General features: G+C 72.2%; 19 protein-coding genes. 7 read left to right on the top strand and 12 right to left on the bottom strand.

Translation table 11 applies throughout. The features are described 5' to 3' along the window. Positions 1-46 precede the first annotated feature (46 nt). The gene (locus ETAA1_RS29470; RefSeq protein ID WP_202920504.1) at positions 47-829 is read right to left on the bottom strand and encodes a DedA family protein; all 783 of its coding nucleotides are present in this window, start codon (positions 827-829) and stop codon (positions 47-49) included. Between the two features lie 179 nt (positions 830-1,008). Here ETAA1_RS29470 and ETAA1_RS29465 point away from each other — a divergent pair, with 179 nt between their 5' ends. Then, positions 1,009-1,839, top strand: a complete 831-nt coding sequence (locus tag ETAA1_RS29465; protein WP_145244182.1) for a sugar phosphate isomerase/epimerase family protein — start codon at positions 1,009-1,011, stop codon at positions 1,837-1,839. 37 nt (positions 1,840-1,876) lie between these two features. On the opposite strand, the gene ETAA1_RS29460 is transcribed toward ETAA1_RS29465, so the two are convergent. From ETAA1_RS29460 to ETAA1_RS29435, 6 genes are all read right to left on the bottom strand, one after another. After that, a complete protein-coding gene (locus ETAA1_RS29460; RefSeq protein ID WP_145244181.1) occupies positions 1,877-2,530 on the bottom strand; it encodes a flavoprotein in 654 nt (217 codons plus the stop codon). Then, positions 2,523-3,275, bottom strand: a complete 753-nt coding sequence (locus ETAA1_RS29455) for a phosphopantothenoylcysteine decarboxylase domain-containing protein (protein WP_145244180.1) — start codon at positions 3,273-3,275, stop codon at positions 2,523-2,525. The genes ETAA1_RS29460 and ETAA1_RS29455 overlap by 8 nt, the downstream gene beginning before the upstream one ends. A gap of 202 nt (positions 3,276-3,477) precedes the next feature. Continuing rightward, entirely contained in the window at positions 3,478-5,013 is a 1,536-nt protein-coding gene (locus tag ETAA1_RS33635; RefSeq protein WP_145244179.1) for a hypothetical protein, read from the bottom strand. A gap of 60 nt (positions 5,014-5,073) precedes the next feature. Continuing rightward, entirely contained in the window at positions 5,074-6,306 is a 1,233-nt protein-coding gene (locus ETAA1_RS29445) for a hypothetical protein (RefSeq protein ID WP_145244178.1), read from the bottom strand. 205 nt (positions 6,307-6,511) lie between these two features. Continuing rightward, entirely contained in the window at positions 6,512-7,534 is a 1,023-nt protein-coding gene (locus ETAA1_RS29440; RefSeq protein WP_145244177.1) for a vWA domain-containing protein, read from the bottom strand. Between the two features lie 69 nt (positions 7,535-7,603). Continuing rightward, a complete protein-coding gene (locus tag ETAA1_RS29435; protein ID WP_202920503.1) occupies positions 7,604-9,631 on the bottom strand; it encodes a transglutaminase domain-containing protein in 2,028 nt (675 codons plus the stop codon). A 134-nt stretch (positions 9,632-9,765) separates the two neighbouring features. On the opposite strand from ETAA1_RS29435, the gene ETAA1_RS29430 reads away from it, so the two are divergent. Both ETAA1_RS29430 and ETAA1_RS29425 read left to right on the top strand, forming a co-directional pair. Continuing rightward, positions 9,766-11,109, top strand: a complete 1,344-nt coding sequence (locus ETAA1_RS29430; RefSeq protein WP_145244175.1) for a WD40 repeat domain-containing protein — start codon at positions 9,766-9,768, stop codon at positions 11,107-11,109. A gap of 87 nt (positions 11,110-11,196) precedes the next feature. After that, positions 11,197-11,919 (top strand): thioredoxin family protein, encoded by a 723-nt coding sequence (locus tag ETAA1_RS29425; RefSeq protein ID WP_202920502.1) that lies wholly within the window; start codon positions 11,197-11,199, stop codon positions 11,917-11,919. 21 nt (positions 11,920-11,940) lie between these two features. Here ETAA1_RS29425 and ETAA1_RS29420 read toward each other — a convergent pair whose 3' ends face one another. Beyond that, positions 11,941-12,372, bottom strand: coding sequence for a DUF1810 domain-containing protein (locus tag ETAA1_RS29420; RefSeq protein WP_145244173.1), 432 nt, complete (start codon positions 12,370-12,372; stop codon positions 11,941-11,943). An 83-nt stretch (positions 12,373-12,455) separates the two neighbouring features. On the opposite strand from ETAA1_RS29420, the gene ETAA1_RS29415 reads away from it, so the two are divergent. Next, positions 12,456-12,734, top strand: coding sequence for a hypothetical protein (locus ETAA1_RS29415; RefSeq protein WP_145244172.1), 279 nt, complete (start codon positions 12,456-12,458; stop codon positions 12,732-12,734). Here the strand turns inward: ETAA1_RS29415 and ETAA1_RS29410 are convergent, their stop codons facing one another. The 3 genes from ETAA1_RS29410 to ETAA1_RS29400 form a co-directional block, all read right to left on the bottom strand. Continuing rightward, positions 12,735-13,130: a hypothetical protein gene (locus tag ETAA1_RS29410; protein ID WP_145244171.1), complete on the bottom strand. Its 396-nt coding sequence runs from the start codon at positions 13,128-13,130 to the stop codon at positions 12,735-12,737. It lies immediately after the preceding gene. A 199-nt stretch (positions 13,131-13,329) separates the two neighbouring features. Further along, entirely contained in the window at positions 13,330-14,094 is a 765-nt protein-coding gene (locus tag ETAA1_RS29405) for an SDR family NAD(P)-dependent oxidoreductase (RefSeq protein ID WP_145244170.1), read from the bottom strand. An 85-nt stretch (positions 14,095-14,179) separates the two neighbouring features. Further along, positions 14,180-15,091: a peptidylprolyl isomerase gene (locus tag ETAA1_RS29400; protein ID WP_145244169.1), complete on the bottom strand. Its 912-nt coding sequence runs from the start codon at positions 15,089-15,091 to the stop codon at positions 14,180-14,182. 206 nt (positions 15,092-15,297) lie between these two features. Between ETAA1_RS29400 and ETAA1_RS29395 the strand changes: the two genes are divergently transcribed. Next, positions 15,298-15,792 carry a DUF4279 domain-containing protein gene (locus ETAA1_RS29395; RefSeq protein WP_202920501.1) on the top strand — a complete coding sequence of 165 codons (495 nt, stop codon included), beginning with the start codon at positions 15,298-15,300 and terminating at the stop codon, positions 15,790-15,792. A gap of 166 nt (positions 15,793-15,958) precedes the next feature. Here the strand turns inward: ETAA1_RS29395 and ETAA1_RS29390 are convergent, their stop codons facing one another. Next, positions 15,959-18,142, bottom strand: coding sequence for a glutamine synthetase III family protein (locus ETAA1_RS29390; protein WP_145244167.1), 2,184 nt, complete (start codon positions 18,140-18,142; stop codon positions 15,959-15,961). Positions 18,143-18,312: 170 nt separating this feature from the next. Between ETAA1_RS29390 and ETAA1_RS29385 the strand changes: the two genes are divergently transcribed. Further along, complete coding sequence (locus tag ETAA1_RS29385; protein ID WP_145244166.1) at positions 18,313-19,173, top strand: ParA family protein; 861 nt, start codon at positions 18,313-18,315, stop codon at positions 19,171-19,173. Continuing rightward, positions 19,170-20,069 carry an RpnC/YadD family protein gene (locus ETAA1_RS29380; RefSeq protein WP_145244165.1) on the top strand — a complete coding sequence of 300 codons (900 nt, stop codon included), beginning with the start codon at positions 19,170-19,172 and terminating at the stop codon, positions 20,067-20,069. The genes ETAA1_RS29385 and ETAA1_RS29380 overlap by 4 nt, the downstream gene beginning before the upstream one ends. Positions 20,070-20,081 lie beyond the last annotated feature (12 nt).

Here is a 20,081-nt window from a genome sequence, read left to right as displayed (position 1 = left end):
CGTTGCCCGGCGCCAAGCCGCAAGCGGCAACGGAACCGCGAGCCATTCACCCCGTCTTCTCCTCCGGCGGCGGGGCCGCCGGGTCGGGCACCAGCTCCGGCAGCGCCACCGCAGGCGGCTCCGGCTTGTGGTGGTGCGCCACGTGCGCCACCACCTCCACCGCCTTCTCCACCGCGTGGACCACCGCCCCCGCCGGCTTGGCGATGATCGGCGGCACGTGCGGCGCCTCGCCGGTGCTGATCTTCCGCGTCAGCACGTACTTCTGGAACAGCGCCCCCGCCACCGCCGACAGGATCGCCACCATCACCAGCGGCCGGTACTGCTCCAGCTGCCGGAACACCACCAACACCTGATCCGTCAGGAAGTAGGACAGCCAGAACAGGACGTTCACGCCGGGGATGGCGTACAGGCCGTCGGCCAGGATGAACCGGCCGAACGGCACCCGCAGCACCCCCGCCATGATGAAGATCGGCGTGCGGATGCCGGGCAGCAGCCGGGCGAACAGCAGCACCATGACGCCGCGGTCGTGGAAGTTCTTCTCGATCTCGGCGCGCTTGTCCGGCGGCACCAACGTCCGCTGCACCCAGCCGATCTTCAGCAGCCGGTCGCCCCAGAACCGGCCCATGCCGTACAGGAACACGTCGCCCATCACCACCCCGGCGATGACCACCGGGAGCATCAGGTACCACTTCAGGGTGGTGCCGTCGTGCCCGACGATGATGCCGGCCATGATGACCGGCAGCTCCTCCGGCAGCGGCACCCCGCACCCCGCCGCCAGCAGCGCCAGGAAGATGCCGATGTAGCCGTAGTCGCTGAAGTGCTCGAGCATCCCCGGGGGCTTCCTCAGGAGACAGGGGACAGGGGACGGGAGTCTGGGACCAGGGGACAGGGAACAGTCCGAGAGTGTACCCCCGGGGCGCATCCGTTCCTAGCCCGCGGCGCCCGGGGAGCGTACCCAAAAATCGTATTCTGTCCCCTGTCCCGTGTCCCCTATCTCCCGGGTGACCCATGCAGCTCGGCCTCATCAACTCGGCCTGGGTCCAGGCCGGCAAGGGTACCGCCTACGGCATCCGCCAGACGAAGGCCATCGGCTTCGACTCGATCGACGTCTTCGCCGACCCGCTCGACCTCGACGCCCGCGAGCGCGCCCTCATCCGCACCGAGTGCGCCGCCGCCGGGCTGCCGGTCGTCAGCGTGGCGTGCGTCGCGGTCGGGCTCATCGACTTCAACCCGAGCGTGCGGCGGTTTCACCTGGAGCGGTGCGAGGCGTACCTCGACTTCTGCTACGAGCTGGGGGCGAAGAACCTGCTGCTGGTGCTCGGCGAGTACATCTGGGACCGGCAGGTGATCCCGCCCGCGGAGCAGTGGGCCGCCGGCGTCACCGCGCTGAAGGACCTCGGCGCCTACGCCGGCGGGCTCGGCCTGAAGATCGCGCTGGAGCTCGAACCGTTCAAGCTGTCGCTGCTGAACGACGTGCCGAACATGCGCCGCTTCCTCGACGACGTGAACCACCCCGCCGTCGGCGCCAACATCGACGTGAGCCACCTCCAGCTCGCGGGGACGAAGCCGGAGGAGTTGCGGTCGCTGAAGGGGCGGGCGTTCCACGTCCACATCAGCGACTGCGACGGGAAGGTGCACGGCGACCTGCCGCCGGGCCGTGGGGTGGTGGACTTCGCGCCGTATCTGCGCGAGATCGCGTCGCTGGGCGTGGAGGACGCGGGCGGGGCGGTGAGCATCGAGCTCGAATACTCGCCGGAGCCCGAGAAGATCGTGGAGTGGGTGACGGAGGCGTACGCGGCGACGGCGGCGCTGCTGCGCGACGCGGGTATGCGGAGTTGAACCGCCGAGACGCCAAGTCGCCAAGCAGACAACAGACTTAAATTTGGATCGGTGTCTTGCTTGGCGTCTTGGCGTCTCGGCGGTTCACAACGGCTGCCACCACGTCCGCCACCTCGGCCATCGCCCCGACGCCCACGTCGCCGCACGCCAACAGCTTCGTGATCGGCGACACCACCCGCAGCGTCGGGCTGCGGTCGTTGATCTGCGCCAGCAGCGCGGCGCCGTCGAGGTGGGCGGGGATGTGGCCCGCGCCGAAGTCGGCGGCGAGCGACCGGAGGTGCCGCCGCGTGAACGGGTGCTCCCACATCAGCGTGTTCATCGCCGGGGCCAGCACCACCGGCCGCGTCTGGTCCCACGCCCGCCACACGCACGTGAGGCAGTTGTCGCACAGGCCGACGGCCAGCTTGGCGAGCGTGTTCGCGTCCAGCGGCGCGATCAGGAACAGGTCGGCCCACTTCCGCAGCTCGACGTGCAGCACCGAGTCGCCGCGCCCGTAGCGCTCGCCGGGCCACTCGTCGGCGTCGCGGTACAGCCGGCCGGCGAGCGCGGGGTCGGCCGGGTCGAAGAAGTACGCGGCGGCGTCGGTGGCGACGACCTTCACGTCGTGGCCGGCGGCCGCCAGCGCCGCCGCCAGCGCCGGCACCCGCACCGCGGCCACGCTCCCCGTCGCCCCCAGCAGCACGTTAGCCATTCGCCACCCGCTTCTGGTACAGCTCCTCGACCGCCAGGATCAGCCGGTCCGGCAGGTCGCGCCGCGGCACCCGGTCGTAGCGGTCGTTCAGCGGCCCGAGGTACGCGAAGTGCGCCGCGCCCTCCAGCGTGTTCGCCACCATCAGGTCGGCCCCGCTCGCCAGCCGGGACTCGTCCGCCACCGCCACCAGCTCCTCGTCGCCGAGGCCGACCTCCAGCTTGAATTTTACGAGCACGCCGGCGAAGCCCCACGGCTCCCGGAAGCGGTCCACGAGCTTCGGCGCCCGCACCAGCCGCACCCACAGCTCGGGCTCGCTGCTCTTGATCTTAGGCGCCGTCTGCTCGGCCAGCCGCGGCGGCCCGATCATCGCCTCCCACTCGCCGAGGCGGGCGTTGAAGAACGTACCCGGCTCCGGGGCGAACGTGCCGGCGGGGAGGTAGTCGCTGACGGCGGCGGCGTGGCAGACGGCGTCGAACGGTACGCCGCGGAGCTGCTGCTGGAGGATCCGGGCCAGGTCGTCGAACGTGCGGTACGGCAGCACGGTGAACCGCTCGCCGGGGTCCTTCGGGTTGACGCCGAACTCGGGCAGGCTTTCGGGGTTGGACGTGGCGAGGGTGACGGTGTGGCCGCGGCCCCAGGCGGTGCGGGCGACGGCGGCCCCGGTGCGGCCGGTGAACACGTTCGTGACGCACCGCACCCGGTCGATCGGCGACTGCGTGTTCCCGGCGGTGACGAGGAAGTTCATTCGCGGGCGCCGTCCGTGGGCGAGTGGTCCGGGGGTCAGGATACGCCCGCGGGCCGGCGCCGTCCCCGTGCCCGCGGAAGCGGTCGGCCGGCTCCCCGGAGCGGGCGGAGGTGGGGAAGGAGTCGGGGGCGGCGGAGGAGCCGAAGGCGAGACGGTCGGCGGGTGCCCCCGGTACAGGTGCGGCCCGCGTCGGGGGTGTCGGTCAGGGGTTGAATTCGACGTAGGCGACCCACCCGTTCGTCCGCACCAGCAGGGCGCGGCCGTTCGGGTGCGGGACGTAGCCGACGCCGTTGTTCACGCCGCGGTCGTCGCCGCCGAGCTTCGAGTCGCCGCGGTGGGTGCCGTTCTCGTCGTACACCCGCAGCGGCAGGTCGTAGTTGTGCGCGTAGACGCGCTTCCCGACCGGGTCGAACCCCATCACGTTCGGGTACGCCCCGGACTTCACCGTGGCGTGCGGCCGGGAGAGGTCGTCGGCGCGGTACACGAACGTGGAGTACGGCCCGTCGGCGTTCGAGTTGCCGCCGCCGGACGGGTACGCCACGAGCTTCCCGTCCGGGCTGACGCACGCCCCCACCTGCGCCCCCGAGATGATCCGGTCGGTGGCCGTTTCCAGCACCAGCTTGTTCGGCTCGATGCGGTAGCGGCCGAGCGACGAGATGCCGACCTCGGCGTACAGGTACTTGCCGTCCGGGGCCAGCGCGGCGCCCGAGAGCCGGCGGGACGGCTGCAGCATCACGTTCTTGCGGTCGCCGCGCTCGGGGAGCAGTTCGGCGAGTTTGCCGTCGGCCAGCCCGACGCGGACGACCGCATCGGTGCCGTTCTCGCGGCACAGGGCGAAGGCGTCCGTCAGGCCCGGCCCGGTGAGCACCCGGTACAGCCCGGACACGCCGACCCGCCGGGTGACGGCGAGGGTGTCCGGGTTCACCACCCACACCTCGTGCAGCTGCGGCAGGCACGCGACGAGCCCGGCCGCCGACCACCCGAGCGAGCCGGCGTCCTGGTCCCAGTCGGCGACGCGCTCGGCGGCGCCGCCGGGGTGGCGGAACCGCGTCAGCTTGCCGCGGCCCGTCAGCACGAACCCGGCGTCGCCCTTCGGCGACCAGCACACTCCGGGGTAGCCGACCGTCTCGAACGCCCGGTTCTGGGGCGGCGGCGGCGGGTCGAGGGCGAGCCTGGTGAAGCGGAGGATGCCGTCCGACTGCATCGGACCGAACAGCTTGACGGCCGTGGACACGCCCGCGGCCGGCTTCACGTCGGCGAGCGGGCGCGACCAGTCGCGCGGCGCCGCGGCGGGCGGCACGGGGAAGCCCGTCGGCGGCCGTACAAACGGCGGGGGCGTGAACGCCGGCGGTGGCACGAACGGCGGGGGCGTGACCGGCATCGGCGGCACGGTCGCGGACGGGTCGAACCCCGGATCGAGTTTGGTCAGGTCCGGCGGCGGTGGCTCCAGGTCGATCCGGGGCACGACCTGCGCCGGCGGTGCCGGCATCGGCGCGGGTCGCTCGGGCTGGCGCGGCGGCGGCAGCGCGGCGACCTCGGGCGGCTGCTCCGGCGGCTCGTCCCGGTCGCGCGTCACCGCCACGAACACGAAGCCGGCGACGATGACGCCGACGGCCGCGAGCGACACCAGCATGAGCACGCCGACGATGCCGAACACGAGCCACGCCTCGTTGCCGCCGGGCAGGTCGCGGCGGCGGCGCGGGCGGTCGTCATGCTCGGGGCGGGGGCGGGGCGGCATCGCGTCACCCGGGCGGTGGGGGGGCGTGGATTCTACCAGCCTCACGGGCGGACGCCAGCGTCACTTCTGCGGCGGCCGGAGGCGCCGCGACTTCGGCAGCGCCCCGAACACCGACTCGCCGCTCGGCGGCGGCGCGGCGGGCTTCACCACAGGTGCCGGCGGCGGCGGCGAGCCGGTGAACAGCGCCGACGGCAGCACGCCCTTGCGCATCTGCCGCTTCGCGTCGTGCGTCCGCACCGCCGCCTTCATCCGCCCCACCGCCCGGAATAGCGCCTTGTGCCGCCGCTTCTCCTCCGCCGGCATCGTCGCGCACTCGTCCACCAGCGTCCGCATCTCCGCCACCACCGCCTCCGACGGCTCGGGCGGCGCCGTGACCGGCGCCGCGGCCGCGACCGGAGCGGGCGCCGCCTGCCGGGCCATCAGGTCGAGCATCGCCTGGTACATCTGCCGCAGCTGCTCGTTCTGCTGCGCCATCTCCGCCTTCAGGGCCTGCACGTCCGTCTGCACCGCCAGCCCCACGTCGCGCGTCTCCGCGGCCAGGGCGTGCGTGTCCTCCAGGAGCGTCATCGCGTCGGCGAGCAGCTGGTCGAGCCGGGCGCCCTGCGCGGCCACGGCCTGCTGCAACCCGGCGAACCCGGCCTCCTGCCGCTGCGACAGCTTCTCCACTTCCTGGAACTGGAACTCGGCCGCGAGCTCGGTGTCGGCCTGTACGTCCTTGCGGAAGAAGTACTGCACCGCGACGACGAGCAGCGGCTGCCCCTGCGGCGGCTTCAGCGCCACGAACCGGCCGAGCTCGGCGAACCCGGCCTGCTGGAGCTCCTGGCTCGTGCGGCGGACGGCGGCGAGTTCGGCGTCGAGGACGGCCTTCGGGTCGTCGAACCGGGCCAGCGACTTGGCGGCGGCGTCGAGCGCGGCGGGGTCGCCGAGCTGGTCCCCGGGGAGGAGCCGGGCCTTGCGGGCGGCCTTCAGCTCGGCGAGGCAGCGCTTGCGGAACTCCGGGCCGGCGTCGGGCAGGTCGTCGCACGGGGTGGCCTGCAGGAACGCGGCCACTTGCGTGCGGAAGGCGGCCTGCTCGCCGCTGGACACGGCCAGCTTGCACTTGTCCCACCACGACGCGCCGGCGAGGGCGATCTCGATGGCGCGCCACGCCTGGGCGTTGGCCCCCTTCAGGGTTTCGAGCAGGCGCGCGCTGCGGTCCTGGAAGCGGCTGCCGACGGCCATGAGCGCCGAGTCGGACCCGGGGCCGAGCACCTGCCGCAGCGCCAGCGCCGACACCTGGAACAACACGCGCATGGGACGCTCCCGCTCGTACCGCCAGGCTTGTGTTCGGAGCCCCGGAGGGGCGGCAGTCAATAGCCCAGGGTGTATAAACCCTGGGTAGCCTACGGCGGAGTTCGTGGGAGCCACGCCCCTTGGACCACGCCTACGCCACCCGGGGCTGACGCCCTGGGCTATTGGCTGCCGCCCCTCCGGGGCTGCGGACAAAAGCCAGACCCCCTCACCGCAGCCGCTGCCGGACCCGCTGCCCCTCGATCTCCAGCTCGAACCAGTCGCTCCCGGCCGGCACCCGGAACGTCACCTTCGCCGGCATCCCGTCGGTGAACTCGCGCGCCAGTCGGCCGGCCGAGTCGTACAGTGCCGCCCGCGGCGCCACGATCTGGTTCTCGTCCACCACCTCGGCGAAGATCTCCGTCAGCGCCCGCATCTCGGCCGCGATCTTGTGGTCCCAGATGTCCACGTCGGTGCCGGTGTCGAGGTCGTCGAGTTCCTCCATCTGCCCCTCGTCGATCGCTTCGCCGACGCCGATCAGGACGCACTTCACCGGGTTCCGCTGGCCCGCGGCGATGCGCTTCGCCAGCTGCGTGGTCGCGCGCTTGACGGCGTCCAGGTCGTCGAGCCGGCCGTCGGTCACGAACAGGTACATGCCGCGGGCGGCGTCCGCGAACCGCGTCAGGAAGTAGTCGAGCGCCGGCAGCAGGTAGGTGCCGGTGCCGAAGCGCGCCGCGGCGGGGCCGCCGAGGGCCAGCGTGCGGCACTGGTCGGCGGTGAAGTCGCCGAGCACCTCGACGCCGCGGCCGTCGTCGCACGCCCAGTACACGACGGTGGTGCCGCCGTCGGCGTCGAGGTTGCCGGCGAGGTACGAGATGAACTCCCGGGCCCGTGGCTCGACGACGTTCTCGCCGAACCGGAGGTAGCCGCGGCGGACGGCGTCGTCGTGCCCGGCGGCCTTCAGCTTCAGCGTGGACTTGCCGTCTTCGACGCGCTCGGCCATCCACCCGCGCGCCCGGTACTCGGCCTGCACGGCGACGGGTATGGTGCCGGTGAGCTGCCGGCCGTAGGCCTTCCGCATGGACGCGCTGGCGTCGAGGGCCACGCCGGTCTGCCAGCCCTCGGCGTCGACGCCCTGCGGCTCCATCGCCACGGTGAAGGTGACCTCGACGGCGCCGCCGGCGGGGCGGACGTTCACCTCGCCGAACTCGGCGGCGACCATCGAGCTGGGGAGTTGTCGGCTGTCGGCCATCGGCGGTCTCCGGTCGTGCCGAGTGACGGTCGGTCGAAGCCACGGCCCGGTCCCAACGTCTCACAGCCCCTACGGCAGCTCCACCGCCACCTCGGCGCTGAACATCAGCCGCGGGTCGCCGCGGCCGGCCAGCGTCTTCGCCAGCACCGCCGCGGTCCGCGGCGGCGAGCCGGCGTAGAGCTCCTTGCCGTCGCTCACGACCCGCACCGGCCGGTCCAGGTCCGCCACCCGGTCGTCGAGCCGCACCAGCACCCGCTTCACGCCGACGCTCGCCACCTCGATCGTCTGCCCGGCCCGCTTCGCCGTCACCACCGTGTGCAGGCCGCCGAGCTGCGGCACCGCGAGCCAGTACGAGCGGTCGTGCAGGTTGCCCGACTGGTGCCACACCACGCGGTCCGGCACCGGCGTCCGCGTGAACTTCGCCATCCACGGCAGGGCCAGCTTGTCCTCGCGGTCCATCCAGTGGCCCTTGCCGGGGTGAATCTTTACCAGGTGCTCGTACCCGCCGGGGTCGGCCAGCCGCAGCTTGTCGAGGTGCTCGCCGAACTCGCGGCCGACCTTGCTGCGGTTGTAGGCCGTGTCGTTCTCGCCCACCTGGAGGGCGAACGGCACGTTCCGCAGCGACAGCGGCGACACGCCGTTCGGGTGCCCGGCCATCATCGCCGCCGCGGCCCACCGGTCGGCCATCCGCGGGGCCATCTGGTAGACGCCGTCGCCGCCGGCGGAGTAGCCCAGGATGTAGACCTTGTCGGGGTTCACGCCCTCCAGTGCCACCATGTTTTCGATCAGCCGCGAGTACAGGGCGTCCATGTGCCCTTCGTGCCACAGGTTCCACGTGTTCGTGGGCGCCCGCGGGGCGACGTACACGCCCTCGTCGAGGGTGTAGAGGCGCTTCTGGTTCTCCCACTGCTGGTCGTTCACCTTCTTCGGGGCGCCGCCGCCGCCGTGGAGGGAAATCCACAGGCTGTGCCCGCCGGCGGGGGCCGTGCCGAACGTCTTCACGTCGAACGGCATCTGCAACTCGCCGTGCTTCAGGACGCGCTCCTTCATCTCGGCGGCGCGCTCGACCTTGAGCTTGGCGACGTGCGCCTTCCAGATGAGGTCGCGGGCCGATTCGGCGTCGGCCTTCGTGAGCGGCACGGCGGCGATGTCGCGCTTCTCCAGGCCGGTCAGGGCCGCGGGGTCGGCGATCGCCGCCTTCAGCGCCGCGAGCGCCGCCGCGGAGCGCGTCGCGTCGGTGGCGGCGGCCGTCGTGTAGCGGTCGGTGACGTTCACGCCGGGCACGGCGCGGCTCTTGCGGTCCCACACCAGCGGGAAGGCGGTGCCGGTGGCCTTGAAGCTGGTGGCGAAGATGGCGTGCTCGGGCACGTCCTTCTGGGCGCGGGCGGCGTCGGCGACGAACCACCCGCGGTCGAGGCCGTTCGGGTCGGGCTCGCACGCCCCGGTGAACCGCCACCGGCCGTCCCACACCTCGACCCACGTGTGGTTGCCGCGCTTGTCGGACCAGTTGGCGGTGCCGGCGAGCCGGGCCGGGATGCCGACCGCCCGGCACGCGTCGGCGAGCAGGATCGACAGCCCGGTGCAGGACGCCTTGCCCGATTCGATCGTCTCGAACGGCCCCTGGTTGGGCGCCCGCCGGCCCGTGGAGTAGCCGACCTTCAGCTGCGGGAACAGGGCGGTGTTCAGCTTCTGCACGGCCTCGGCGGGCGTCTTGCAGTCCTTGACGAGCGGCACGCAGCGGTCGAACAGCTGCTGCCGCCAGGCGTCGCGGGTCTCGTCGACGTGGCAGTACGGCAGCACGTCGTTGAGGAACAGCTCTTCGGGCACGTCCTTGCCCCACGGCAGTTCGCGGCGGGCGCGGTAGGCGAGCTTGGTGTTCGTGAGGAGGAACTCGGCCGTGAGCGTCTTCAAATCGCGATCCGGCATGTGGGCGACGAGGAAGGCGACGCCGGGCCGCTCGTCGGCGGGCGCGGCGGCGAGGGCCTTCTCGAGCTGCGCGCGGTTGGCCCCGGCGCGGGCGAGCGCCTTCTCCACGTCGTCCGGCGACTGGGCGAGGGACACGGCGGCGACGACGGCGAGCACGGCGAGCGGGCGCACGGCGCGGCCCTCGGGGAAGGTGTGTTGCCTGCCAGTATATCGCGGCGGGGCGTGCCGGGCGGGAAGGCGCCCTTCCCCCCGCCCGCCGCGCCGGTGTAGCATCGCCGCCGGTCGCCACCCACGGATGGGTCGCCATGCGCCGCCTCTGCCTTCTCGCGCTCCTCCTCGCCGCCCCGGCCCGCGCCGCCGACCTGCCGCCCGGCGCCGCCCGCCGCCTCGGCGACGCCCACTTCCGCGCCGGCGGGCCCGTCGCCGAACTCGTCTTCTCCGCCGACGGAACCGAACTCGTCTCGCACGTCGCCGCCGCCGCCGGCGACCGCGTGACGGTGTGGGACGCGACCACCGGCGAGCGGCTCCGCACCGGCGTGCCGCCGCGCACCGCCGGGGCGCGCGTCCGCTGGGGCGCCAGCAGCATCCCCGGCACCGACCTGGGTGTCGTCATCGGCCCCGACGGCACCGCCGTGGTCCGCGACTTCGCCGCCAAGCAGGACCGCGCCCGGCTCGCCGGCCACGCCGCCCGCGTCACCGCCGTCGCCGCGTCGCCCGACGGCAAGCGCCTCGCCACGGGCTCCGCCGACGGCCTCATCCGCACCTGGGACGCGCGGACGTTCCGCCCGCTGTCGGCGCCGGTCGGCCACCTCGGCCCGGTCCGCACGGTGGAGGTGTCGCCCGACGGCCGGCTGGCGCTGACCGTCGGCACCGACCGCAGCGCCCGCGTGTGGGACATCGGCACCGGCCGCGAGGTCCGCGTGTTCGCGCTCGACGAGGGCGGCGCCGCGACGTTCACCCCGGACGGCGCCGGGCTGAAGGTGCGCACCGCCGAGCGCGTCCTCACCCGCGACATCCTCACCGGGCTGGAAACGGTCCGCACCGACGTGCCGACCGTGGACCCGCTGACGCCGCTCCGCGCGGTCACGCCGGCGGCGCTGGCGCTGTCGCCGGACGCGCGGGTGGTCGCCGTCGGCCGGCCCGGGGGCGAACTCGACCTGATCGAGACGGCGACGCTCGGCGTGCGCCGGCGGCTGGCCGGGCCGGGGGCGCCGTGCCGCGACGCGGCCTTCACGCCCGACGGCTCGCGGCTGCTGACGGCCGGCCCCGGCGCCGGCGTGCTGGTGTGGCCGGTGCGGATCCGCGACCTGCCGCTGACGGCCGAGCTGAAGCGCGAGACGAGCGCGGCGAGGTTGTGGGACCGCCTCGGCTCGCCGGACGCGGCGGTCGCGTACGGCGCGATCGCGCGGCTGGCGCTGGAACCGACCGCGGCGGCGAAGATGGCCCGGCTGCGGGTCGGCGGCGCGGCCGACGCGCTGACCGAGGCGCGGGCGGTGGAGCTGCTGGAAACGCTGGACACGACCGAGGCGCGGGCGCTGCTGCGCGAACTGTCGGCGGCGGGCACGCGGTCGGCGGCGCGGGCGCTGGCGCGACTCGGGGCGCCGCCGCCGGCCGGCGACATCCGCACGACCGGCGGCACCCTGCCGTAGCCGCCCGCGTTCGGGTTGCGGCACCGCCACCCCCGCGGTATGCCTCCGCCCCCGCATGATGCGGGGTTCAGCGCACGGAGGCGCGTCATGATTCGCACCACGCTCGTGGTCGCCGGCTTGCTCGCGGCCGCCGCCCCCGCCGCGGCTCAAGAGGTCCGCTGGCGGACCGACTACGCCGCCGCCCGCAAGGACGCCGCCGCCGCCGGCAAGCCGCTGCTGCTGGACTTCGCCGCCGAGTGGTGCGGCCCGTGCAAGCGGATGGAAGCCACCACCTTCCGCACCCCCGCCGTCGTCGCCGCCGTCAGTGCCGCCGTCGTGCCCGTGCGGGTGGACGCCGACAAGGACGCGTGGCTCGTCAAGGCCGCCGGCATCCAGGCCTTCCCGACGCTCATCCTCCTCACGCCCGAGGGGAAGGTGATCGCCCGCCGCGAGGGCTTCGCCGACGCCGCCCAGGTGACCGAGTTCCTCCGCCAGGCGCCGGCCGCGCGGCCCGCGGCGGTAGTACAGCCGGCGGTCGCGTTCCAGCCGGCGGCGGTGGCGCCCCCGGCGGTGCAGCCGGCCGCGGCCGTGGTGCCGAGCGCCGCCTCCGAACTGCTCGCCGCGGCGCGGGCCGACTTCGCCGCCGAGCGGTACCTGGCGTGCGTCGAGCGGTGCGACCGGATCAGCGGGGTGCACGCGGCGGCGCCGGAAGCCGCCGAGGCGCGGCGACTGTCGGCCGCGATCACCGCCGACCCGCAGAAGTGGAAGCGCGTGCTGGATCAGCTCGAAGCAAACCTCACCGCCGCCCGCCGCGGGCTGCCGTCGCCCTGACCTCGCGGGCGGACATCCCGCCTACCGCCCTTCCCCGAGCAGCCGCAGGGTGCGCGTGTCGAGCTCGCCGTCGAAATACTTCGCCAGCAGCTGCTCGAACACCGACCCCGGCGGCGCCACCCGCGCGAACAGCGTGGCGAACGACCGCAGCTTCAGGTCGTCCGGCGTACCGAACACGTCGAACGCCGTGCGCCCCTCGACGGCGAGCGCGGCGGCGGCGATCTCCAGCAGCCGCGGGCCGAGAACAGGGTGGGCGAGGTACGCCTCGGCTTCGGCGCGGCCGGACACGCCGTACTTCCGGGCCGTGGGGCTGGAGCCGAGTCCGGCCAACTGCGGGAACACGTACCACATCCAGTGCGACTCCTTCCGCCCGGCACGGACCTCAGCCAGCGCGGCGGAGTAGTCGTGCGCCTGGGCGCGGACGAACCGGGCGAGGTCGAACGGGTCGGACATGGGGGCCTCCGGCTCGGGCGAGACCAGCTTACGGGTCGGCACGGGATTCTCATGCACCCGGGGGGGACTACCGGAGGGCAGGCATGGCGGGCGAGTACGGCGGCGCGGGCGGGGCGTGGCAGGTGAGCCGGGTCGAGTCGCCCGGTCGCCCGGTCACGCCCGAAGACGTGTGGAACGCCGCCGTCCGCGCCGGCGCCGACCCGGCGCGGCTGGCGCTGTCGCTGTCGCACGTGCTGGGGGAAGTGAGTTACGACGAGATGGTCGCGGGCTGCGAGTGCGACCCGGCCGCGGTGCGGTACACGCTCACGACCGGCGAGGTGCTCGAGTACGACGCGGGGTTGTTCAACCCGTTCCGGCGGTAGTCAGCGGTCGAACTGGTGGGCCAGGCGGCGGGAGTTGACGTCGAGCGCTTCGAGGATCTCAACAACGGTGTTGAGGTCGATGTCTTGGGCGCACGCCCAGTGGATCACGTCCAGGTTTTCCTTCCCGCCCTTGAGCCAGCCGAGGATTTGGTTCAGCAGCGGCTGGCGGTCGCGGAACGCGCGCTGGAGGAGGCCGTAGTCGCCGCGGTCGAGTTCGAGCCAGAAGCACGAGCCCTGCAGGTGCTCGACCCACCGCGCCCGCAGGTAGCCGTTCCAGTGCTCGCGCACCCACTGCCGGATGGCCGCCTCGCCGAGGTCGTACCCGGCCTTCTCGCTGGCGATCCACTTGTACCGGTTGGCTTCTTCCAGACAGTCCGAGTAGACGCTGCGTTGCATGAGCGGAACCCCCGGGGAGAGGTTTGCGGGGTCGGCCTCGGTCGGGCTGACGCAGCACGCCACCATGTTCCACACCTCGGACCGGGGAGAGCGGGCCTCGCCGCCGGCGGGAGCCGCGGCGCGGGTGGACTGACCAATTCTACGGCGCCGGCGTCCGTGCGTGCAACATCGGGCAGAGCGTCCGGCGTGCCCCGACCGCCTAGCGGGCCAAATAGCCCCCGTCCACGAACAGCGTCTGGCCGGTGACGTAGCTGCCGGCCTCGCTGCACAGCATCAGCACCGGGCCGACCAACTCGCGCGGGGCGCCCCACCGGCCCAGCGCCGTGCGGTCGGCGAACGCCTGTTTCTCGGCGTCCGACAGCACCGACATCGGCATGTCGGTCAGGAACGGCCCCGGGGCCACGCAGTTCACCGTCACGCCGAACGGCCCCAGGTCCAGGGCGCTGGCCTTGGCCATGCCGATCAGCGCCGCCTTCGTCGCCGAGTAGACGTTCCGCCGCTCCTTCGACACCTGCCCCATGATGCTCGACACGTGAACCACGCGGCCCCAACGCCGTTCCTTCATCTGCGGGACAAGGGCTCGCGTCATCGCCATGACGGACGACAGGTTCACCTCGACGACGCGGTCCCAGGTGGCGTCGTCGATGGCGTCGATGGCCTGGGGGGCGTTCATCCCGGCGTTGTTGACCAGGATGTCCACCCGGCCGAACTTCGCCAGCGCCGCCTTCGCCAGGGTGTCGGCGTCGCCGCGGACGGACATATCAGCGACGAAGTAGGCACCCTTTTGGTTGGTGCCGGCGAGAATCTCGTCGAGCGCGGCCCGGAGTTCGTCCTCGTGCCGGCTGGCGATGACGACGTCGGCCCCGGCCTCGGCGAAGCCGCGGGCCATGGCCTTGCCCAGACCCTTGTTGCCGCCGGTGACCAGGGCGACGCGGCCGGTCAGATCGTAAAGGCCGACCGGCATTGGGAGAGGGCTCCGACTCACGGGGGATTCCGTAATCTTGCCGCGGGCCGCGGAGGGGTGCAAGTGAAAAATTTCACGAACTCCGTCACGGGACGGTGATCGTCACCTGCCCCTCGCGCCGCAACCGCGGCAGCAGGCCGGCGCGGAAGTCGTCGGCGTAGGCGTCGCGCACGTCCTCGACGCACCGGTCGAACGCCGCCGGGGTGCCCGGCGTGCGCGCCGACACGCGGATCAGGTGGAAGCCCACCGGCGTCTCGACGACCGGGCTCAGCTCGCCCACCTTGAGCGCGAACGCCGCCCTGGCGAACGCCTCGTCCTGGAGGCCGCCCTTGCGCGGCACCGGCCCCAGGTCGCCGCCGCGGGCGGCGCTGGGGCACTGCGAGTGCTTCCGCGCTGCCGCCGCGAAGTCGAGCCGGCCGGCCGCGATCTCGGCGCGAATCGCTTCGAGCCGCTCGCGGGTCCGCGCCCGCTCCACCGGCGACCCCTGCGGCCGCAGCACGATGTGCGCCGCCTGCACCTCCACGCCGTCGAAGTGCTCGCGGTTCGTCTCGAAGTACTTCTGCAACTCCGTCGGCGGGACGTGCTGGCGGACGTAGGCCTGCATGGCGATCAGGTCGGCCCAGGTGTCGCGGAGGGCGGCTTCGGTCTGGCCGGTCTGGCGGGCGTAGCCGGCGAGCGTTTGGCCCTTCGCCTTGAGGCTGTCGGCGAACGCGCCGAGCTGACGGTCCACCTCGGCGGGATCGACCTTCGGGCCGTTGGCGCGGAGGAACTGGCGGACGAGGAGGTCGTCCACGAGGTCGTTGGTGACTTCGGTGCGGAGCGCCTTGAGCTGCGACGCGGTGAGCGGCGCCCCGGGGAAGCGGGCGCGGATGAACGTGTCCACCTGTTCGAGCGTGACCTTCTCGCCGTTGACGGTGGCGACGGTGGCCGCAGGCGGCGGTTGCGCGACCGCGGCCCCCGCGGCGAGGACGACCCCGAGCAGTGCGACGCGAACCATGCCGTACCCCCTGCCGGTGCGGCGGGGGAATAGCACGGCACGGCGGCCGGGGCAAGATCGAGCCGCCGCCCGCCGCCGAGCCGATCCGACGGAATCCGGTGGCGACCTCCCGTGGAGGTCGATACGCTCCTGGAGTTGGTCGGGCGAAGTCTGTATCGCGACCGGCGAGTAAGCCCAAACCACGATTCGGTCTCCGAGGGTCTGGAGTGGCGATCAGCGAATTGCACGCATCGCACATCCGAAAAGTGGAGGTCTCGTTCTGCCTGATCGGGCCAGACCTCGATCCGGAAGTCGTGACCACCAGGCTCGGGCTAACACCGGACCAAGCCGAACGCCGCGGTGACGAGCGTCGGCACCAGCGCTCGGGTGCGGTCCTCGGATTGTTCCACGAGGGGCTGTGGGCGCTGGGTAGCCTGCCGCGTGTGGACTCGAAAGATGTCAACGACCACTTCCGGTGGGTGCTCGGCCGACTGCTCCCGCACAAGGAGGCGGTCCTGGAGCTCGCCCGCGGTGGGGAGGTGTTCTTTAACGTGCTGTGGAAGTCCACCTACCTCTATGCCGGTACCGGACCGTTGATCGACGCGGAGTGCTTGGCCGGCGTTGCCGCGTTAGGCGGTGGAATGGGTTTCGACATCTACCAGGTAGACGAGCCAGAGGCCGAACGCCGTGCAGTGGCTGACCACGGCCCGGATACCGTGTAGTATCAGACAACGGTCACGGCTGCAGCCGCCGGGATTCTCGTTCGGCCGGGTCGCAACACTTGTCGAGATGTGAAGCCGGGCTTGGGCCCTGACCGAACGGACCGAGGGCCCGGTGGGACAGGTGTCCCACCGGGCCCTCGCTCTGCGTCAGCTCACCGAGCCGGCGTCACTTGATGAACAGCATCTCGCGGTAGGTCGGCAGCGGCCACAGGTCGTCGGCCACCATCGTCTCCAGCTTGTCGCCGAAGGTGCGGAGCTCGGCCATCTTCGGGATCACGCTGTCCTTCATGTACTTCGCGTGGGCGTAGGCGTCGCCCTCGGCGTGGTGGCCGGCCGCGTCGTCCAGCGCCTTCGTCGCCGCCTGGAACTTCGACAGCACCCCCGTCAGGTCCTTCAGGTGCTCCAGCTGAGCGGCGTTGTCCACGCCGGCCGCCTTCGTCGCGTTCACCGCCGCCGCCACCTCCGCCTGGTACCGCAGCGCCGCCGGCAGGATCATCGTCTTGGCCATCATCACCATCATGTTGGCCTCGATGGCGACTTCCTTCACGTACTTCTCGGCGTAGATGAAGTACCGGCTCTGCAGCTCCCGCTCGGTCAGCACCTTGTACTTCCCGAACAGCTCCACCGAGTCCTTGCGGATGAGCACCGGGAAGGCGTCGGTCGAGCTCTTGAGGTTCGGCAGGCCGCGCTTCTCGGCCTCCTTGTGCCACTCCTCCGAGTACCCGTCGCCGTTGAAGACGACCTTCTTGCTCTCCTTCAGGATCGGCGGCAGCAGCTCCTGGATCGCCTTGTTCAGGTCCTTGCCGCCCTTCGTGGCCTTCTCCAGCTCGGTGGCGATGTAGTCCAGCGACTCGGCCACGATCGTGTTCAGCACCACGTTCGGCCCGCCGATCGAGAAGAACGAGCCGACGGCCCGGAACTCGAACTTGTTGCCGGTGAACGCGAACGGGCTGGTGCGGTTGCGGTCGCCGGCGTCGCGCGGCAGCTTCGGCAGGATGCTGACCCCCACCTCCATGAACCCGCCCTGCTTCGTGCTCTTCAGGTCCGAGCGCTCGAGCTGGTCCATGACGTCCTGGAGCTGGTCGCCCAGGAAGATGCTGATGATCGCCGGCGGGGCCTCGTTCGCCCCGAGGCGGTGGTCGTTGCCGGCGCTCGCCACGCTGACGCGGAGCAGCTCCGGGTACTTGGCCACGGCGCGGATCACGGCGACGCAGTAGACGAGGAACTGCGCGTTGTCGTGGGGGTTGTCGCCGGGGTTCAGCAAGTTCTCGCCGGTGTCGGTGGACATGCTCCAGTTGTTGTGCTTGCCGCTGCCGTTGATCCCGGCGAACGGCTTCTCGTGGAGCAGGCACGCCAGCCCGTACTTCTCCGCCGTGCGGCGGATCACGTCCATCGTCAGCTGGTTGTGGTCGGTGGCGAGGTTCGAGTCCTCGAAGATCGGGGCGATCTCGTACTGGCTCGGGGCCACCTCGTTGTGCCGGGTCTTGACCGGGATGCCGAGCTTGAACATCTCGGCTTCACAGTCGGCCATGCACGCCAGCACCCGCTCCGGGATGGTGCCGAAGTACTGGTCCTCCAGCTCCTGCCCCTTCGGCGGCTTGGCGCCGAACACGGTGCGGCCGCAGTTGAGCAGGTCGGGGCGGGAGTACAGGAAGTTCTTGTCGATCAGGAAGTACTCCTGCTCCGGGCCGACGGTCGTGAACACCTTCTTGACCTCGGTGTTCCCGAACAGCTTCAGGATGCGCAGCGCCTGGATGCTCAGCGCCTCCATCGACCGCAGCAGGGGCGTCTTCTTGTCGAGCGCCTCGCCCGTCCACGACACGAACACGGTCGGGATGACCAGCGTGGCGCCGTTCGGGTTCTCGCGGATGTACGCCGGGCTGGTGGGGTCCCAGCCGGTGTACCCGCGCGCCTCGAACGTGGCGCGGATGCCGCCGCTCGGGAACGAGCTGGCGTCGGGCTCGCCCTTGACGAGCTCCTTCCCGCTGAACTCGGCCAGGGCGCTGCCGGTGCCGGTCGGGCTGAGGAAGCTGTCGTGCTTCTCGGCCGTGAGGCCGGTCATCGGCTGGAACAGGTGGGTGTAGTGGGTGGCGCCGTGCTCCAGCGCCCAGTCCTTCATGGCGCTGGCGACGGCGTCGGCGACCGCCGGGTCGGTGAGCTGGGCGCCCTTCTTGATGGTGTTCTGGAGCGCCTTGAAGACCGGCTTCGGCAGCCGGGCCTTCTGCACCTCCTCGCTGAACACGTTGACGCCGAACAGGTCCTTCAGCTGGTTGGTGCGGAAGTCGAGTTGGTTGAGGTCGTACTCGGTGTTGGCGATCGCGTCGATGGCCTTCTGGCGAGCGGTTCCCATCGGTCGGAGACTCCTCGGCGCGAGAGCGGGGCGGGGGTGTGGAACGAAGCCCGGGGGGGTGTACCGGCCCGCGGCGCGGTGGCGCCGGTTGGGCTGGTGGGGGAGAGGTTCCTGTCGTTATAACGGCCGGCCGATCGGCGGCAAGGAGAAACCGCAACGGAGGCCACGACATGCGACGGATCGCCGTCATCAACCAGAAGGGCGGCGTCGGCAAGACGACGACCACCGTGAACCTCGCCGCCGCGCTCGCGGCCGCCGGCAAGCGGGTGTGCGTCCTCGACCTGGACCCGCAGGCCCACGCCAGTACGCACCTCGGGTTCGAGCCCGACGGCAAGGCGCCGTCGTTGTACGACGTGCTGGTCGCCAACACGCCGCTGTCGGCGGTGCGTCGGGAGGTCGAGCCGAATTTGACCCTGTGCCCGTCGGACATCAACCTGGCGGCGGCGGAGGTGGAGTTGGCCGGCGTCGTCGGCCGCGAGGTGCTGCTGCGCGAGGCGCTGGCCGCGGACGGCGCCGCCTTCGACTACCTGCTGATGGACTGCGGCCCGTCGCTCGGCGTGCTGACGCTCAACGCCCTGGCCGCGGCCGACGAGGTGTTCATCCCCCTGCAGCCGCACTTCTTCGCCCTGCACGGCCTGAGCAAGCTCCTCGAAACGACCGCGCTCGTCGCCCGCCGCATCAACCCCGCCGTGAAGGTGAGCGGCGTCGTCATCTGCCTGTACGACGCGGCGACGAAGCTGGCGCAGGAGGTGGTGGGCGACCTGGCGGCGTTCCTCGACCAGAGCCGCGCCGCGAACGTGCCGTGGGCGGCGGCCAAGGTGTTCGACACGAAGGTGCGGCGGAACGTGAAGCTGGCCGAGTGCCCGAGCCACGGCAAGTCGATCTTCGCCTACGCGCCGCGGAGCCCGGGCGCCGCCGACTACGCGGCTCTGGCGAACGAGGTGCTGGGCGTGGCGCCGCCGGTAGTGCTGGGGCCGCTGAAGGTGACCGACCCGGTCGAGGCGCGGATGGCGGGGGCGGCGGTGGCGTGAGCAAGCCCTACGACGCGACGCTGAACGCGCTCATCGACGCCCGGCCGGACGACTGGGCGGCCTTCCTTGCGGCGCGCCTCGGCCTGCCGCCGGGGCCGGCGACGCTCCTGGACACCGACCTGTCAGTGACGGCGCAGTCGGACAAGGCGTTCCGCCTGGCCGGCCCGCCGCCGGCGGTGATTCACCTCGAAGTGGAGTCGAGCGCGCACGCCGGCGTGCCGGCCCGGCTGCTGCGCTATAACGTGCTGCTCGGCCACCCGCGGCCGGGCGCCGCGGAGGAGCCGGTTCACACGGTCGTGGTACTGCTGCGGCGCGAGGCGAACGTGGCCGACCTGACCAGCGTCTACACCCGCGCCGGGGCCGACGGTGTGCCGTACCTGGAGTTCCGCTACACCGTGATCCGGCTGTGGGAGGAGTCGATGGCCGGGCTGCTGGCGGGCGGCCCAACTCTGGCGCCGCTGGCGCTGGCGACCGCCGAGTCGAAGGCCGACCTGCCCGACGCGGTGGCGCGCTTCGCCGAGCGGTTGCGGCGCCCGGACGTACCCGGTAACGTGAGGGATGAGTTGGCCGGCTACGGGCTCGTGCTCGCGGGCTTGGTTCACGAGCCGGACGACGTTGTGCCGCTGCTGCGGAGGATGAGCATGACCTTCGAGGGAACCGCCGGGTACGAATGGATCAAACGGCAAGGCTTGGCGGTCGGCCGGGCCGAGGGCTTGGCTGCGGGCAAGGCCGAGGAGGCCCGGCGGATTCTTCAACTCGTCGCCCGGCAGAAGTTCGGCGCCTCGCCGGTGGCGGACGCGGCGCTCGGCGGGATCACCGATACCGAGCGCCTCGAACGGATGGCGTTGCGCGTCCTCGCGGCCGCCGACTGGTCGGACCTGCTCGCCACGCCCTGACGACCGCTTGCG

It is taken from the genome of Urbifossiella limnaea (genome assembly GCF_007747215.1).
GTDB lineage: Bacteria > Planctomycetota > Planctomycetia > Gemmatales > Gemmataceae > Urbifossiella > Urbifossiella limnaea.
This window is presented reverse-complemented; position numbering and strand designations above follow the sequence as displayed.

Bases quoted from the DNA above. Each gene is read 5' to 3' on its own strand.
- ETAA1_RS29470 (WP_202920504.1), bottom strand. From the start codon at position 829: ATGCTCGAGCACTTCAGCGACTACGGCTACATCGGCATCTTCCTGGCG.
- ETAA1_RS29465 (WP_145244182.1), top strand. From the start codon at position 1,009: ATGCAGCTCGGCCTCATCAACTCGGCCTGGGTCCAGGCCGGCAAGGGT.
- ETAA1_RS29460 (WP_145244181.1), bottom strand. From the start codon at position 2,530: ATGGCTAACGTGCTGCTGGGGGCGACGGGGAGCGTGGCCGCGGTGCGG.
- ETAA1_RS29455 (WP_145244180.1), bottom strand. From the start codon at position 3,275: ATGAACTTCCTCGTCACCGCCGGGAACACGCAGTCGCCGATCGACCGG.
- ETAA1_RS33635 (WP_145244179.1), bottom strand. From the start codon at position 5,013: ATGCCGCCCCGCCCCCGCCCCGAGCATGACGACCGCCCGCGCCGCCGC.
- ETAA1_RS29445 (WP_145244178.1), bottom strand. From the start codon at position 6,306: ATGCGCGTGTTGTTCCAGGTGTCGGCGCTGGCGCTGCGGCAGGTGCTC.
- ETAA1_RS29440 (WP_145244177.1), bottom strand. From the start codon at position 7,534: ATGGCCGACAGCCGACAACTCCCCAGCTCGATGGTCGCCGCCGAGTTC.
- ETAA1_RS29430 (WP_145244175.1), top strand. From the start codon at position 9,766: ATGCGCCGCCTCTGCCTTCTCGCGCTCCTCCTCGCCGCCCCGGCCCGC.
- ETAA1_RS29425 (WP_202920502.1), top strand. From the start codon at position 11,197: ATGATTCGCACCACGCTCGTGGTCGCCGGCTTGCTCGCGGCCGCCGCC.
- ETAA1_RS29420 (WP_145244173.1), bottom strand. From the start codon at position 12,372: ATGTCCGACCCGTTCGACCTCGCCCGGTTCGTCCGCGCCCAGGCGCAC.
- ETAA1_RS29415 (WP_145244172.1), top strand. From the start codon at position 12,456: ATGGCGGGCGAGTACGGCGGCGCGGGCGGGGCGTGGCAGGTGAGCCGG.
- ETAA1_RS29410 (WP_145244171.1), bottom strand. From the start codon at position 13,130: ATGCAACGCAGCGTCTACTCGGACTGTCTGGAAGAAGCCAACCGGTAC.
- ETAA1_RS29405 (WP_145244170.1), bottom strand. From the start codon at position 14,094: ATGCCGGTCGGCCTTTACGATCTGACCGGCCGCGTCGCCCTGGTCACC.
- ETAA1_RS29400 (WP_145244169.1), bottom strand. From the start codon at position 15,091: ATGGTTCGCGTCGCACTGCTCGGGGTCGTCCTCGCCGCGGGGGCCGCG.
- ETAA1_RS29390 (WP_145244167.1), bottom strand. From the start codon at position 18,142: ATGGGAACCGCTCGCCAGAAGGCCATCGACGCGATCGCCAACACCGAG.
- ETAA1_RS29385 (WP_145244166.1), top strand. From the start codon at position 18,313: ATGCGACGGATCGCCGTCATCAACCAGAAGGGCGGCGTCGGCAAGACG.